Source organism: Pseudomonas sp. MIL19 (assembly GCF_028680365.1).
GTDB classification, from domain to species: Bacteria; Pseudomonadota; Gammaproteobacteria; order Pseudomonadales; family Pseudomonadaceae; genus Aquipseudomonas; species Aquipseudomonas spirodelae.
In genome coordinates this window covers 1-14,497 of sequence record NZ_JAPPVG010000034.1, presented here as the reverse complement: position 1 = coordinate 14,497, position 14,497 = coordinate 1, and the positions used below count along the sequence as shown (strand labels likewise).

The following is a 14,497-nucleotide window of genomic DNA, read 5'->3' as shown; positions in this document are numbered from 1 at the left end:
CGGATGAAGAGTAGATGAGGTCGATTGTGCGCGTTTCAAGTCACGCGACGTTGATGGGGGTCAGTAAAACGGTACCGCGAGCCACTGCCGGCCCGCGACGATTCGCACCCTCAGTTACCTAGCCAGATCAGGCTGGCAAAGCGCCCGGTTTGCGCCGAACGGCGGTAAGAGAAGAAACGCGGGTCGGTAACGGTACAAAAGTCGCCGCCATACATAGCCTCGACACCACAGGCCGCCAGACGGATGCGCGCCAGCTGGTAAATATCGGCCATAAACTTGCCCGAGTTAACGCTCGGCTGAAATGCAGCAGCCGCTTGCGCCTGCTGGCCGACAAAGGCCTCGCGCACTTCCGCCCCCACCTCAAAGGCTTGCGGCCCAATCGCTGGGCCCAACCAGACCAAGACCTGGTCCGCCGGCACGGCCAGCTCATCCAGAGTAGCCTCCAGCACGCCGCCGGCCAGTCCACGCCAGCCCGCATGGGCGGCCGCCACGCGAGTGCCCGCGCGATCACAGAAGAGAACCGGCAAACAGTCGGCGGTCATCACCGTGCAAGCAACACCCGGGGTTTCGGTCCAGCTAGCGTCAGCTTCAAGCACTACCGCTGGATTGGCCTCTACAACTGCAACACCGTGCACCTGCTGCAACCAAGCAGGCTTACAGCCCAACAGACTGACTAAGCGCTGACGGTTTTTAGCAACCGCACGCGGGTCATCGCCAACATGCTCGCCCAGGTTAAGGGTGTCATACGGCGCAACGCTGACACCCCCACTGCGGGTGGTGACAGAAGTTTTGACTTTGGCCGGTGCGGGCCACTGCGGCATCAGCCAGTCGTGCATCTTGTCACCCAATAAATGCCTCACGGTCCTGGCGCAACAGCGTCAGCAACCAAACAAAGTCATCCGGCAACGGCGACTGCCACTTCATTCGCTCGCCAGTAATCGGATGGTCCAGTTCAAGGAAGCGCGCATGCAACGCCTGGCGCGGGAACTCCTTGAGGGTCTGCACCATGCTTGGGTTTGCGGCAGGCGGAATGCGGAAACGTCCGCCGTAAACCGGATCACCGACCAGCGGATAACCGATATGGCTCATGTGCACACGGATCTGGTGCGTGCGCCCGGTTTCCAGCTTGACCCGCGCATGGGTATGCGAGCGATAGCGCTCTAGCACACGGTAATGGCTCACCGCCGGCTTACCACCATCGCTAACCGCCATACGCTGACGCTGCGACGAACTACGGCCGATCGGCGCGCTGATCTTGCCGCCAGCGGTAATCACGCCAATCACGATGCACTCGTAGATACGGCTGACCGAACGTTTCTGCAGCTGATCGACCAGACGGGTCTGCGCCTCAATGGTCTTGGCCACTACCATCAAACCGGTGGTGTCCTTGTCCAGGCGGTGCACGATGCCCGCACGCGGCACATTGATGATGTCCGGCACGTGGTGCAGCAAGGCATTCAGCAAGGTGCCATCGGCGTGCCCGGCAGCCGGGTGCACCACCAGGCCGGCAGGCTTGTCGATGACCAGGATTTGATCATCTTCATAGACGATGTTCAGCGGGATGTCCTGGGCAATCCACTCACCCTGGGCTTCCTGCTCGGCCTTGAGCGCCAGCAGCGAACCGCCATGGACGATGTCGCGCGGGCGCAAGACCGCACCATCGACGGTCAGCAGACCCTCTTTGATCCAGGCAGACAGACGCGAACGCGAGTGCTCGGCGAACAGGAGTGCGGCGACTTGATCGAGGCGTTGACCGCCCATGTCATAGGGCACCTCGGCGTTCAGTTCAATAATCTGCTTATTAATAGAGGGCATGCTCGGCAACGGCGGGAAAGTCTGAAAAGGTCTAGCCTTTGGTTTCGGCTACACGCTTGTGGTTAAATACGGCGTCTTTGCCCCAGGGGTACCGGGGGCGCTCATCATAACAGGACGGCTTTGCTCAAGACAGCCGCCGTCACAGGGACGCAAGCCGCCATGCAAGTGAAACACCTGCTGCTGATCGCAATCCTCGCCCTCACCGCCGCCTGCTCATCAAAACAGGTAGTTGACGAAAACCTGAGCGAGGCCGAACTCTACCAGCAGGCACAAGCCGACCTGGACAATAGTAGCTACACCGCTGCGGTGGCCAAGCTCAAGGCGCTGGAGTCGCGCTATCCGTTTGGCCGCTACGCCGAGCAGGCGCAGCTAGAGCTGATTTACGCCTACTACAAGAACGTTGAGCCGGAAGCGGCAAAGTCCGCCGCCGATCGTTTTATTCGCCTGCACCCGCAGCATGCCAACGTTGATTACGCCTATTACCTCAAAGGCCTGGCCTCGTTCGACCAGGACCGCGGCCTAATCGCCCGCTTCGTGCCGCTGGACATGACCAAGCGCGACCCTGGCGCCGCGCGCGACTCTTACAACGAGTTCGCCCAGCTCACCAGCCGCTTCCCGACGAGCCGCTACGCCCCAGACGCCAAGCAGCGCATGATCTACCTGCGCAACCTGCTGGCCGCTTACGAAATCCACGTGGCGCACTACTACTTGACCCGCAACGCCTACGTGGCTGCCGCCAACCGCGGCCGCTACGTGGTGGAAAACTTCCAGGAAACCCCGGCAGTCGGCGACGGCCTGGCGGTGATGACCGAAGCCTACCAGCGCCTGACCCTGGACGACCTGGCCGCCACCAGCCTGGAAACCCTCAAGCTCAACTACCCAGATCACCCAAGCCTGGTCGACGGCCAATTCGTACCGCGCGAAGAAGAAGCCGATACGCGCTCCTGGATTGCCAAGGCCACCCTGGGCCTGATCGAAACCGATACGCCGCTGCCGCCAGGCGAAACCCGCGCCAGCCAGGACGTCATCCGTCAGTACGAAGATGCCGAAGAGCTGATCCCGGATGAACTCAAAGCGCAAGAAGCCGAAGCACCGAGCCGCTCCTGGTTCAGCTACCTGACCCTTGGCCTGTTCGACTGAGCAAGCGCAACACCGCAAAAGGGAGGCTTCGGCCTCCCTTTTTCATGCCTGCGCGAACGGACTTAATAATACGGAGAGTTGACCAGAGCCATCAGCGCTCAACCGGCGTGCAGACCTGATCAGCGCCGACATGCGCACCGCAATCTGCGTGTAACGTATAGGCGACACATGACTGGCATTAACCGAGCTGGCGAGCCTACTCGCCACAGAGCGGGCAAGCAGCTAACTGCCAATACCCATAACAACGCCTGGGTCACTGTTTGAACGCTGGGCGCATGCGAACGGGTTAGCTAAACTGCGCGCCTATCAATAAGAAGAGAGCGCCATGGGCCTGTTCCGCTTGCTGTTCTGGATTGCCATCATTGCTGCCGCCTTCTGGCTGTGGCGGCGCCTTACCCGGCCAACCAGCGCGCGCCCGAAACGCCCTGACACGGCACAAAAGCCAGCGCCGATGGTGCGCTGCCAGCAGTGCGGCATTCATGTACCCCGCGATAACGCACTGGCAAAGGGCGAACAGTGGTTCTGCAGCCAGGATCACCTAGAACAAGACGCCAAATCCCGTGAGCACTGACTTCCCCCTAAGCGGGGAGCAAAGCTGGCGCATCCTGCGGCTCTACCACCTGTACCGTCTCATTATCGGCATCACCTTAGCGACGCTGGTCTCCAGCGACCTTGACTCACAACTGCTGGACATGGCGCACCCGGCACTGTTCCGCAATGGCAGCTGGCTGTACCTGGCGCTCAACGTCCTGATCATCGCCACCGTGCGCCGCCCCAAACGCCTGGCTCAGGTATTCAGCCTAGCCTTGGTCGATGTGATTTTGCTCTCAGGGCTGTTCTATGCCGCTGGCGGCACGCCCAGCGGCATCGGCAACCTATTAATTGTCGCCGTGGCCATCGCCAATATTCTCTTGCGCGGGCGCATCGGCCTGCTGATTGCAGCCGTAGCGGCAATTGGCATGATCTACCTGACGTTCTACCTCAGCCTTAGCCGGCCAGCCGCTTCCGCCCAGTACGTGCAAGTTGGCGCGTTTGGCGCGCTGTGCTTCGCGGCCGCACTGTTCGTGCAAGGCCTGACACGCCGCCTGCAAGTCAGCGAAAACCTGGCCGAGCAGCGCGCTGCCGACGTGGCCAACCTGGAAGCACTCAACGCGCTGATCCTGCAACGCATGCGCACCGGCATTCTGGTGCTGGATGACGTGCATCGCGTATTGCTGGCCAATCAGGGCGCCAACCACCTGCTGGGGAAAAATGACCTGACCGGCAAGATCCTCGACCCACACTGCCCGGAGCTGATCAAACGCATGCAGCAGTGGTCGCACAACCCAAGCCTGCGACCTGCCAGCCTGCAAGCAGCGGCTGACGGCCGCGTACTGCAGCCGAGCTTTATCGCCCTGCAACGCGACAAGCATAAACACACGCTGATCTTTCTCGACGACATCTCACAGATCGCCCAGCAAGCGCAGCAACTCAAGCTTGCCTCGCTGGGCCGCCTGACCGCAGGCATCGCCCACGAGATTCGCAATCCTCTCGGCGCGATCAGCCATGCGGCACAACTGTTACAAGAATCGGATGAGCTGCAAGGGCACGACCTGCGCCTGGCGCAGATCATTCAGGATCATTCGCGACGCATGAACCTGGTGATCGAGAACGTCCTGCAACTCTCGCGGCGGCGCCAGGCCGAACCGCAATTACTCGACCTAAAATACTGGCTGCACCGTTTTGCCAGTGAGTTCCGCAGCAGTGCCACACCTCAGCAGACGCTACACTTGGAAACTAGCAGCGGCAGCATCCAGACCCGCATGGACCCGCACCAACTCACCCAGGTATTAAGCAACCTGGTGGAGAACGGAATGCGCTACAGCGCGAAGAAGCACAAGCAAGGGCAAGTCTGGCTGAACCTATTCCGCGACCCGAGCAGCGAACTCCCTGTACTCGAGATACTGGACGACGGCCCAGGTGTAGCCGAAGAACAACTGCATCACCTGTTCGAGCCCTTCTACACCACGGAAAACAAAGGCACCGGCCTGGGCCTGTATATTTCCCGCGAGCTATGCGAAAGCAACCAGGCCCGCCTCGATTACAAACCCCGCGAAAGTGGCGGCAGCTGCCTACGCATCACCTTCGCCCACCCGCGCAAACTGAGCTGACCATGACCCGCCAGAGAGCCTTGATCGTCGATGACGAACCCGATATTCGCGAACTTCTGGAAATCACACTGGGGCGAATGAAGCTCGACACCCGCAGCGCACGCAACGTAAAAGAGGCGCGCGAATGGCTGGCCAAAGAGCCCTTCGACCTCTGCCTGACCGACATGCGTCTGCCTGACGGAACAGGCCTGGAGCTGGTGCAGCACATTTTGCAGCGCCACCCGCAAGTGCCCGTGGCGATGATCACCGCCTACGGCAGCCTGGACACCGCGATCAATGCACTTAAGGCCGGCGCCTTCGATTTTCTCACCAAGCCGGTCGACCTTGGTCGCCTGCGCGAGCTGGTCGCCGCGGCCTTGCGCCTACGCGGCGCCGACGGCGAAGAGCTGCCCGTCGACAGCCGCCTGCTTGGCGACTCGCCACCGATGCAGACCTTACGCAAACAGATTCTTAAACTGGCCCGCAGCCAAGCGCCGGTGTACATAAGCGGCGAATCCGGCAGCGGTAAAGAGCTGGTGGCTCACCTGATCCACGAGCAAGGCTCGCGCAGCGAGCACCCCTTCGTACCGGTCAACTGCGGCGCGATCCCCACCGAACTGATGGAGAGCGAGTTTTTCGGTCACAAGAAAGGCAGCTTCACCGGCGCCATCGAAGACAAACAGGGCTTATTCCAAGCCGCTAATGGCGGCACCTTGTTCCTCGACGAAGTGGCAGACCTGCCACTGCCAATGCAAGTCAAACTGCTGCGTGCCATTCAGGAAAAAGCCGTACGCGCAGTGGGCGGCCAGCAAGAGTTGGTCGTCGACGTGCGCATCCTTTGCGCCACCCACAAGGATCTGGCCGGCGAAGTCGCCACCGAGCGCTTCCGCCAGGACCTTTATTACCGCCTCAACGTTATCGAGCTGCGCGTACCTGCCCTGCGTGAACGCCGCGAAGACATCGCCCTACTGGCCGACAGCATGCTCAAGCGCCTAGCCGAAGGCTCCGGCATCAGCGCCGCCAAGCTGGATGAGGACGCACTGGAAAAGCTCAAGAGTTACCGCTTCCCCGGCAACGTGCGCGAGCTAGAGAACATGCTTGAACGCGCCTATACGCTGTGTGAAGACGATCGCATCACCGCCAGCGATCTGCGCCTGGCCGACTGCAGCCCCAGCAGTGAAAACGGCGAAAGCAATCTCGCGCAGATCGATAACCTGGAAGACCACCTCGAAATTATCGAGCGCAAATTAATCATGCAGGCCCTGGAAGAAACCCGCTGGAACCGCACCGCCGCTGCGCAGCGCCTGGGGCTTAGCTTCCGCTCAATGCGCTACCGCCTAAAGAAGCTTGGCATCGACTGAACCGCACATAAGCTGTGGGAGGGGCTTTAGCCACGAGCCCCTCCCAGTGAAACGCTCAACCAACCGAAGCCAACCGCCCCGCCGGCGCATAAGGGGCCGGATCAACAATCGGCTCACGCCGCAGCATCAAGTCCGCGAGTAATTGGCAGGACGCCGGCGCCAGCACCAAACCATTGCGGTAATGCCCGCAATTCAGCCATAAGCCCTCATACCCAGGCACCGGCCCGATATACGGAATGCCTTCAGGCGAACCCGGCCGCAACCCCGCCCAATGCCCCACCACCTCGGCATCAGCCAAAGCCGGTAACAACTCAACCGCCGAGGCCATCAGACTGGCCAACGCCTCTTCGGTCGTGGTTTTGTCGAACCCGGCATGCTCCAGCGTGCTGCCAATCAGAATATGGCCATCACGCCGCGGAATCGCATAACGCCCTTTGGCCAGCACCATAGCGGGCAAAAAGTCCTCAGCGCACTTGTACAAAATCATCTGCCCCTTGACCGGCACCACCGGCAACTCGATGCCAAGCGTCTTCATCAACTCTCCGCTCCACGCACCGGCCGCGAGCACGACCTGATCGGCCTGCATATCACCCTGCGCAGCCTGCACTCCCGTGATACGCCCACCGTCGCGGATAAAACCGCTGACCGCACACTGCTCATGCACGGTGACATTCGGCATCTGCTGCAGCGCCGCCCGTAACGCCTTGACCAGCTGTGGATTACGTACATTGGCCACATCCGCCATCTGCACCGCGCGCTCAAAGCCCACGGCCAACGCAGGCACCGCACGTTGCACGGCCTCCATATCGACCGAGCGCAGCTCACGCCCTTCCCGCTGCGCCCAAGCCAGTGCCTCGGCGTCATCGTCAAGGTCCAACCAGTACAACCCGGTGACATACACCTCAGCATCAATCTGCGTTTGCCCCAGCAACTGCTCAGCCAAGCGCGGATAAAAATCCTGCGACCAATGCGCCAGCGCAGTGACAGCAGGGCTGTAACGCCAGGGATACAACGGCGAAACTATACCGCCGCCAGCCCAGGAGGACTCTCCACCCAACTGACCTTGATCCAGCAAACAAACCTGCACCCCTGCCTGAGCCAGCGCATAGGCTGAAAGCAAACCGATAGCGCCACCGCCGACAATCAATACCTGCATACATCCCCTTGATTCAGTGTTACCGGAAGCGCTGGAGCGCTCGACACAGCTTGTAAGAGGGGCTACTTGCCGTCAACACTTGGTCACAGGCACAGATGGGTCATTAGACCAAGCCATAAACAATCCTACCGTATTCGATATGCGCTACATTCAGCGGAAGATGGGCCCGAAGCCTGGCCTACACAGTACAAATTCCAGCACTTCAACAACGCAATAAGTCAGGCGACACATGCCTAGAACTTGTCGCCACTAGGCAGATCAAAGAGAGAATAAAACCTCCCGCCACACCAGAGGCGCCTTTGGCCTACGAAGACAGTTCGTGACTGCCTATCACAAGCAACTAGAGGAAGACTGCCGTTTGACGGCGGTGCGCCCGGTGGCACTGATGGCTATCTCGCTTTCCTGATTGCCGAGACTAGGAGTGGCGCGACAGACCTTGAGCGTGGCGACCGTGGAACCGACACCGGAAGGCTGGAAGGCAATACTACTGACTGAACCAATTATCTTGAATCCATCAGTGATGGTTTTTTGCCGGTGCACCACCTCCCCGCCGCTGCTCCGTACAATCCAGCCGCTCTCCCAGCTACCGGCGGCGCAGCTGGTGCCATTACTGGACACGCAAAGGGTTACCACCTGATTGCGCTTGATCGCCTCGGAGCGCGCCAGCACCGCACTGGCGACAACTTCATTGGAATAGGAGCGCAGCTTGCCGCTGAAGGTGAACTGACTCATGGAAGGCGCGGCGATGCCAAGTAGCACCGCCAAGACTGCCAGCACAATCATCAACTCTACCAGCGTAAAGCCTCGCGCCAGCCGCCTTGAAACAAGGCATCTGGGCGGATATGCCGGCGCACTAACCATCATTGCTCGATATTCCAGTAAACCCTGGATTTGGGCTGCAAAGGTAGCGAGGTCGTCTCGAACGGGTCGTCGACGTCGTAACGATTCTCCCCACAACTGATGCAGATGGTGGCCTCGCTACCATCATCCAGGATTATCTGCACGATCACCGGCGAAGGTGGAAGCCCGCCCCCAATCACCTCAACATAGCGTTCGCCAGTGGCCGAGGCGTCTTTGTAGCTGACTCGGTAAGCTTTGGCGCCCCCCAAGCTGGAACACTGCCCGGCAACCGCAACGGCAGGCGTGTGAGTGCTGAAAATAACGGTCCCGAGCCCAGTCACGGCGGAAGTCACCACTTGCTCAGTGGACTGCAACTGCAGGTACCAGCCCTTGGGATTACCGCCAATCTCATCTGCCTCAGGCGTATCGGCACCTATCCCAAGCAGCGAATCCAGACAGATCAAATTCGCCGAGCAAGCGCTCTGCTCCGAGTCGAGCCATTCCGGATTACCCGGCTGATCGACCAGCATAAAGAAATAATTGTCCACGCCGTTGGAAGTGCTATAGGCAGTGATCGGCTTCTCCCTATCACCGGACCCCAACATCACTCGCATGGAAGCCCCTTCATTGACCACACTGGGGGCAAACATGAACTTGCGGTTCGCGTTACATCCTGACGTAGCCGAGTCACAGCCCAGAGAGGCGATCTTGGTAATCGTCCAGGCGGCGGGCTCAGCATTACCCATACTGATGCGGTAGACATTACCGCCCAGATCCGCGGTGTAGCCGTAGGTAACCAGCCCATTAGCATCGCGTACCAGCGTGACATCAGCCACGACTCCCCGCTCCGTATCGAAGCTCTTTAGCAGGTTGCCGCTGTCGGCGTCCATCACATAAACCTTGGCCCCCTTGGGCGAACTGCAAGTAGACGGGTCCGCATCCTCACAGCTATCGTAGCCACCGCCCATGACCAGCATCGGCTTGTAGGTTATCAGGGTGTCGCCGGTATCGGCATCTGTGCTGCTGTCGGCATAACCAGCAGACTTGAACAGCACCGGAGTCGACCAGGTCTGGCCAATGCCGCTCATGCCGGAGGAGCAGCCAGTATCGTTGCCGATATCCGGACAGCCCTTCTTCCACTTCAAGCTAGGCGCAGCAGGGTTGCTGACATTGAAAGAATAGAGCGCACGCCCGCCCCTCCGCATGCCGGCGTAAAGCCAAGTATTGGAGCCTTCCCGATAAGCCGTGACCGAACCGTCCATGCCATAGTTTTTGGGTTCGGGAGTCGGATTGCTCGCCGTCTGCCCCGGGAAACTGATGGTGGTGGTGTTGTCGCGCAGGCGTTTGATATGAGGGTAGAACTCCGGCGGCATGAAGGACCAGAGTTCGCTGCCGGCTGACGCACCGTGGGCGGTCGCGCTGCGATTACCGTTGATGGCACGGAGCTGTCCATCGTTACCGCCATAGAAGACCACTACCTGCGGTGCTACGTCGGTACCGTAGTTGATCGCAACCGGACGCGAGTGGATCACATCCCCGTGGACGGAAGGGCGCTTTTCCGTCGTATTGGAATTGGTGTTCTCGTCCTGGTTGTCCTGCCCAAGTGCCCAATTGATGATGGCGTCACGTTCGGTAGTAGTCGCCGCCCCCAGCAGAGTCTGCGTGGCGACGGAGCTGGTGAAGTCGGCCAAACTGGTGCAGGCGCTTGTAGCGCAAGTTTTCATGTTACGACCAATACTGCTACGCAGCATGTAGGCATGCCCACCCTTCTCCACTACATTGCCGTCCGGACTGTTCGATTCGGCAGCCCCCATAACCGTCAAACATTCGCCCTGTGGGCGGAAGGCCCAGTAGGAGTCAGTGGTTGTCGGCGTCCAGAAGCTCCTCGCGCACTCGTTAAAGTAGCCGGTGTTGTTGTTGATCGCGCTCTGACTATTGGCATCGGCAGTGGCCAGTTCGCCATCAATACGTTCCACCTTGAATTGCTTGAGGTTACCGACCCAGCGTGGGAAGGAATTACTATCAGGACGGAAAAGACCGACAAATATCTGATTTAGGTAGCGACCCTCGGTATTCACACTAGCCGGCAGGCTCACCGAGGCGAACGCACTGTCAACCGACTGGATCTCGGAGAAGATCGCGGCCAGGGCGTCGGCAATTTGATTCCCGGAGCTGGCCACGTCGAAATAGCGGCCGTTACTGACGTTAGCCACGCTCTTGAGCAGCGCGGTCCAGCCCGGCCCCTGCCCGGTGGTGACCTTGTTGATGTCGACCGTATAGGTGGTGACCCCCAACTCGCTCTTCTTCATGAAGCGCGCCCATTCGTCCGCCACGTTGCCCTGTGAGCCGCTGGGGGATATCGGGATGGTCGTAGCGCTGCCACCTTCTGCGATCAGCGCGTTGGTGGCTGCGGTGATGTCGCTATTGTTGTCTTGCGCCGCGCCATTGCTGATATAGATGATGTAGTTCTTCACGCAGCCCAAGGCTTGGGGTGCGTTATAGGGAGTGCCACTCTTGCTCGCCAGGGCATTACCGGTCAAAGCGTAGATGGCATTGGATGCCGTCGTACCGGTAGCGTTGCCAGCGTAGTCGGTCTTGTTCTTGCCATTGCCTGCATGGGGAGCGTCGCCAGAATAATACTTGTAGGCCTCCCACATCGACTTGGATATCTTGCCGCCGTTGGATTTGTCCTCATTGCTATCCAGGCTGCCTACCAATGCCTGAAATTTGGTTTTGTAGTCAACGGTCAACGGCCGGATTGCCGCCCGCACATAAGCTCCATCGGTATTTGAATTGCCCTTCCCTGTCTCGGTGAACATCATCAGGCCGAGATTGAACTTGTCCGGCGGCAAAGCCCCCACCACCGACGACAGCGCGGCCATCTCGTTGCTGAATGCCTGGTTCCAGTTGGCGGTGTTGTCCAGCACGATCAACACATTCGGTGCCAACAACTGAGCGCCATCGGGCGGCGTGCCGACGAACAGGTCGATGTCTTCAGCCCTGACCTGCAGTCCAGTCAACAATAGCGACGCAAGGAAAACCTTGGATAGAACTTTTTTCATCGTGAGTACCTATATGCGGTGACTAGGAGCAGACCGCTTTTCGCTGAGACTCGTTAAGCAACACACGCACACCGGAGCGAACCGTCACTGCTGCGCCACTGGCTTCATCAACCACATCCGCCTTTAAATCCAGAATCACGTTGTAGCCCGAATTGGTCATAGGGGCGCCCCTGCCGCGATAGTCCTTGGTCTCCTCACCACTGAGCCCCGAAGCAGAGGCATAGCTGGCAAGCCTTGAGCTAACACACGTAGGTTCAACATCGACCGTATAAACAACACCATTAATAGCAACTTCGATAGGTTCAGCCGTGGGTGCAGCAGTAAGATCCGAACTGACCTTCTGCTCAATGGCCGCATTGGCAGCCGCAATAGCCTCGTTGCGCAATTGCATATTGCCAACTGCTTTGAGGTTTGTACCGCTTAGAGTAAAGGCACTACCCACCACTAAAGTCAGCAGTAACAGCATGATCAACCCGACGATCAGTGCGACCCCTTGCTGCCCACGGCAAGTCGATAGCTGGATCATGGTGTTTCCCTCCGACCGGAGACATTCATCAACCGAATATTGGTGCTAAATAAATGACGTTTAAACTTCTTCTCAGTCGCATCTGGCTGAAACAACGCCTCAGCCGTGCAATCATCATCAGCATCCAGCTCGGGTGACTCCAAGCAGTACTCTTTCGGGTCCTCATAGCCTGGAGTTGCGGTCAAATTACGCGCCAAAATATAGAGTTTGACCGACACCACGTTTCGCAACTGCTCAAAACTGCAGCCACCAGTAGGGCAGCGCACAAAACTATCCGACACACCATCGCCTCTGTTGATAGGGTCTGATCTATCTTCAGTGCCGCCCGCAAAATCCACAGGGGCGGAATAGTCGACTGCACCGCCGGTCTTGCTGACATCGTCTATGCCCAACTCAACCTTGAACCCCTCTATACCCTCGATCAGGGGCTGAGCATCCGCGGCTCCGAACTCCTGCCGCACCAAAGTAGGAATACCACCAATATCCTTGATCCAATAGATATTGGAGACCAAGCGTCTAGTCGGACTTGGCGTCGCACAATCCATGTTCTGCAGTGCTGTGACTGCAGTTCCCTCTCCCAACCAATAGCCAGGCATCTCAGCAGCACAGAAAGCTACCTGCACACACACACTAGGAGAAGTACAGCCAACAGCCGTGGCCGCATGCCGCACAACAAGTACGTCAGTACCCGCCAACTTGTCCGGCATGCTGCATCCTGTCAGCACTGCATCAAAAACCTGTATAGGAATACCCAAAAGGGCATCCTTCTCATCATCACTCCAGCCACTGGCTGTAATGTCGCAAGGATCCGGCGCGAAACGTGGCGTACCTTGGACAAGTGGAGGAACGCCTGCTGGGTTATCAGAGGTGGTCAGATCATCGAACTGTGGAACATAGCCCCCCCAATAACCGGCATGTGCAATCTCATCCTGCAGCAGCTGAATAGTAAAACGCCCGCTCTCAATCTGAGCATTGGTTTTGGCCATCTCATCATTAGTACGGGTAATGTCTAGATAGAGTTGCAGGATGGCGACCATGATCAACAAGCTAATGACTATCGAAACCATCAGCTCGACCAAACTCAGGCCTTTCTGAGCAAAGAGCGTGGCACGCACTCCAGAGCTTTGCCTTAGCTGCTTCATAGCGTCGCTATCCTTACAACAGTAGTGACAACCCTACGACACAGGTCATTGACGCACGCAGAGCCTGTAGCACCGTTGTAGCTATTGACGCCACAGGTAACGCTGGCAGGTGGTGCAGAAAGTGGAGTGAGCCCCTGCCAAGCCACAGTAATAAAAAACTGGCCGCTACCTAAAGGCGACTCCGCGACACAGCCGCGCCCGCCTACCAAGGCTCCAACACTACTGTTCCCCAGCGACTCGCCTGCGCCCTGCAAGGCCAAGCACCACTCACGCGCATCAATCTTCTGGCGAGAGGACACATCGGTCGGGCAGGTCATGCCAGCCCCTAGCGACGAGGCTGTTTTATAGCTCAATACATCATTGCGATTACTAGCCAGGCGATTAGCCATATCGTTCACCAGAAGCAGAGCCTGCGCGCGCTGATACGACTCCATTTCCGAGACTTGTAAGCGTGATTGCAAACCCGCTATACCCAGTAGACCGACAGCAAGGATAAATACGGTCACCATCACCTCAATCAATGAAAAGCCGTGCTGTCGATGATTCAAAACAGAAGTCACCATAGATTCACCACTTACCCGCGGGGGCTTTAACCCCAACGCTATTGAGCGTCAGGTCGCCGTCAGTAGCCTGACTACCCGTGGCGGTAAAAGTGATTGTGAAGGATGGCATCGGTGCCGAACTCGTTAGCGCAGGGACAGTTATCGCGTAGCTGTACTTACCGCTCAACTCAGCAGGCAATGTATAGCCACTGGATTCCAAGACGGTTTTACTTGCATAAGCACGGTTAGCCAGCAAAAACTGCTGCTGCCTATTGGCGATATCCATCATCGCCGCTTGAGCGGCGGCCCGGTTGCCTCGGATGATGTATTGCTGATAGCTCGGATAAGCAATAGCGGCAAGTATCCCGATGATCGCCACAGTGATCATCAATTCAATCAGCGTAAAACCACCCTGTCTTGTTCGCACCACTTGATAACCTCCTGACTGGATCAGACTTTACAGCTAAAGCCCTACCTACTTTGAATAGTGCCAGCTGTTTACGCGATATACCTTGAACAGCTAGACAAATGGCACTCTTACTGTATCCAACGGCACGCACTGAAGCCTAGCAAGACTGAAATACAGACTTGCAAATCAGTCGTCGCTGGCTAGCGTATAGATCAGCCCCACAAAAGCTACCGCCCTTCGGCGATGAGTGGTGGCTAGGGTAAGACCATTTTCCACCCAGCAAGAAGCTGGGATCACGGTAAGCGTCTGCCGAACTCACCTTGCGTAATTCAGGCGGGTGCCCATTGATGCGGCAGTAGTTGGCCAATCTCGCTG

Annotated in this window: 13 protein-coding genes; 4 read left to right on the top strand and 9 right to left on the bottom strand. The window is 58.2% G+C overall.

What is annotated here, in order from left to right:
* Window positions 1–110 precede the first annotated feature (110 nt).
* Window positions 111–836, bottom strand: coding sequence for a peptidoglycan editing factor PgeF (gene pgeF / locus N1078_RS16655; RefSeq protein WP_274089248.1), 726 nt, complete (start codon window positions 834–836; stop codon window positions 111–113).
* Window positions 837–840: 4 nt separating this feature from the next.
* Complete coding sequence (gene rluD, locus N1078_RS16650) at window positions 841–1,815, bottom strand: 23S rRNA pseudouridine(1911/1915/1917) synthase RluD (protein ID WP_274089247.1); 975 nt, start codon at window positions 1,813–1,815, stop codon at window positions 841–843.
* A 159-nt stretch (window positions 1,816–1,974) separates the two neighbouring features.
* Between rluD and N1078_RS16645 the strand changes: the two genes are divergently transcribed.
* The 4 genes from N1078_RS16645 to N1078_RS16630 all read left to right on the top strand — a co-directional run bounded on the left by N1078_RS16645 (window position 1,975) and on the right by N1078_RS16630 (window position 6,445).
* Window positions 1,975–2,955 carry an outer membrane protein assembly factor BamD gene (locus tag N1078_RS16645; protein ID WP_274089246.1) on the top strand — a complete coding sequence of 327 codons (981 nt, stop codon included), beginning with the start codon at window positions 1,975–1,977 and terminating at the stop codon, window positions 2,953–2,955.
* A 325-nt stretch (window positions 2,956–3,280) separates the two neighbouring features.
* Window positions 3,281–3,526, top strand: a complete 246-nt coding sequence (locus tag N1078_RS16640) for a PP0621 family protein (protein ID WP_274089245.1) — start codon at window positions 3,281–3,283, stop codon at window positions 3,524–3,526.
* Window positions 3,516–5,105 carry a sensor histidine kinase gene (locus tag N1078_RS16635; protein ID WP_274089244.1) on the top strand — a complete coding sequence of 530 codons (1,590 nt, stop codon included), beginning with the start codon at window positions 3,516–3,518 and terminating at the stop codon, window positions 5,103–5,105. The genes N1078_RS16640 and N1078_RS16635 overlap by 11 nt, the downstream gene beginning before the upstream one ends.
* Window positions 5,106–5,107: 2 nt before the next feature.
* Complete coding sequence (locus tag N1078_RS16630; RefSeq protein ID WP_274089243.1) at window positions 5,108–6,445, top strand: sigma-54-dependent transcriptional regulator; 1,338 nt, start codon at window positions 5,108–5,110, stop codon at window positions 6,443–6,445.
* A 55-nt stretch (window positions 6,446–6,500) separates the two neighbouring features.
* On the opposite strand, the gene thiO is transcribed toward N1078_RS16630, so the two are convergent.
* The 7 genes from thiO to N1078_RS16595 form a co-directional block, all read right to left on the bottom strand.
* Window positions 6,501–7,601, bottom strand: a complete 1,101-nt coding sequence (thiO, locus tag N1078_RS16625; RefSeq protein WP_274089242.1) for a glycine oxidase ThiO — start codon at window positions 7,599–7,601, stop codon at window positions 6,501–6,503.
* A gap of 330 nt (window positions 7,602–7,931) precedes the next feature.
* Complete coding sequence (locus N1078_RS16620; RefSeq protein WP_274089266.1) at window positions 7,932–8,462, bottom strand: GspH/FimT family pseudopilin; 531 nt, start codon at window positions 8,460–8,462, stop codon at window positions 7,932–7,934.
* Window positions 8,462–11,503, bottom strand: coding sequence for a pilus assembly protein (locus N1078_RS16615; protein WP_274089241.1), 3,042 nt, complete (start codon window positions 11,501–11,503; stop codon window positions 8,462–8,464). The genes N1078_RS16620 and N1078_RS16615 overlap by 1 nt, the downstream gene beginning before the upstream one ends.
* A gap of 22 nt (window positions 11,504–11,525) precedes the next feature.
* Window positions 11,526–12,029 carry a PilX N-terminal domain-containing pilus assembly protein gene (locus N1078_RS16610; protein WP_274089240.1) on the bottom strand — a complete coding sequence of 168 codons (504 nt, stop codon included), beginning with the start codon at window positions 12,027–12,029 and terminating at the stop codon, window positions 11,526–11,528.
* Window positions 12,026–13,171 (bottom strand): PilW family protein, encoded by a 1,146-nt coding sequence (locus N1078_RS16605; RefSeq protein ID WP_274089239.1) that lies wholly within the window; start codon window positions 13,169–13,171, stop codon window positions 12,026–12,028. The genes N1078_RS16610 and N1078_RS16605 overlap by 4 nt, the downstream gene beginning before the upstream one ends.
* Window positions 13,168–13,734, bottom strand: a complete 567-nt coding sequence (gene pilV / locus N1078_RS16600) for a type IV pilus modification protein PilV (RefSeq protein WP_274089238.1) — start codon at window positions 13,732–13,734, stop codon at window positions 13,168–13,170. Before pilV ends, N1078_RS16605 begins: the two co-directional genes overlap by 4 nt.
* A gap of 4 nt (window positions 13,735–13,738) precedes the next feature.
* Complete coding sequence (locus tag N1078_RS16595; RefSeq protein ID WP_274089237.1) at window positions 13,739–14,143, bottom strand: type IV pilin protein; 405 nt, start codon at window positions 14,141–14,143, stop codon at window positions 13,739–13,741.
* Between the last annotated feature and the right edge of the window lie 354 nt (window positions 14,144–14,497).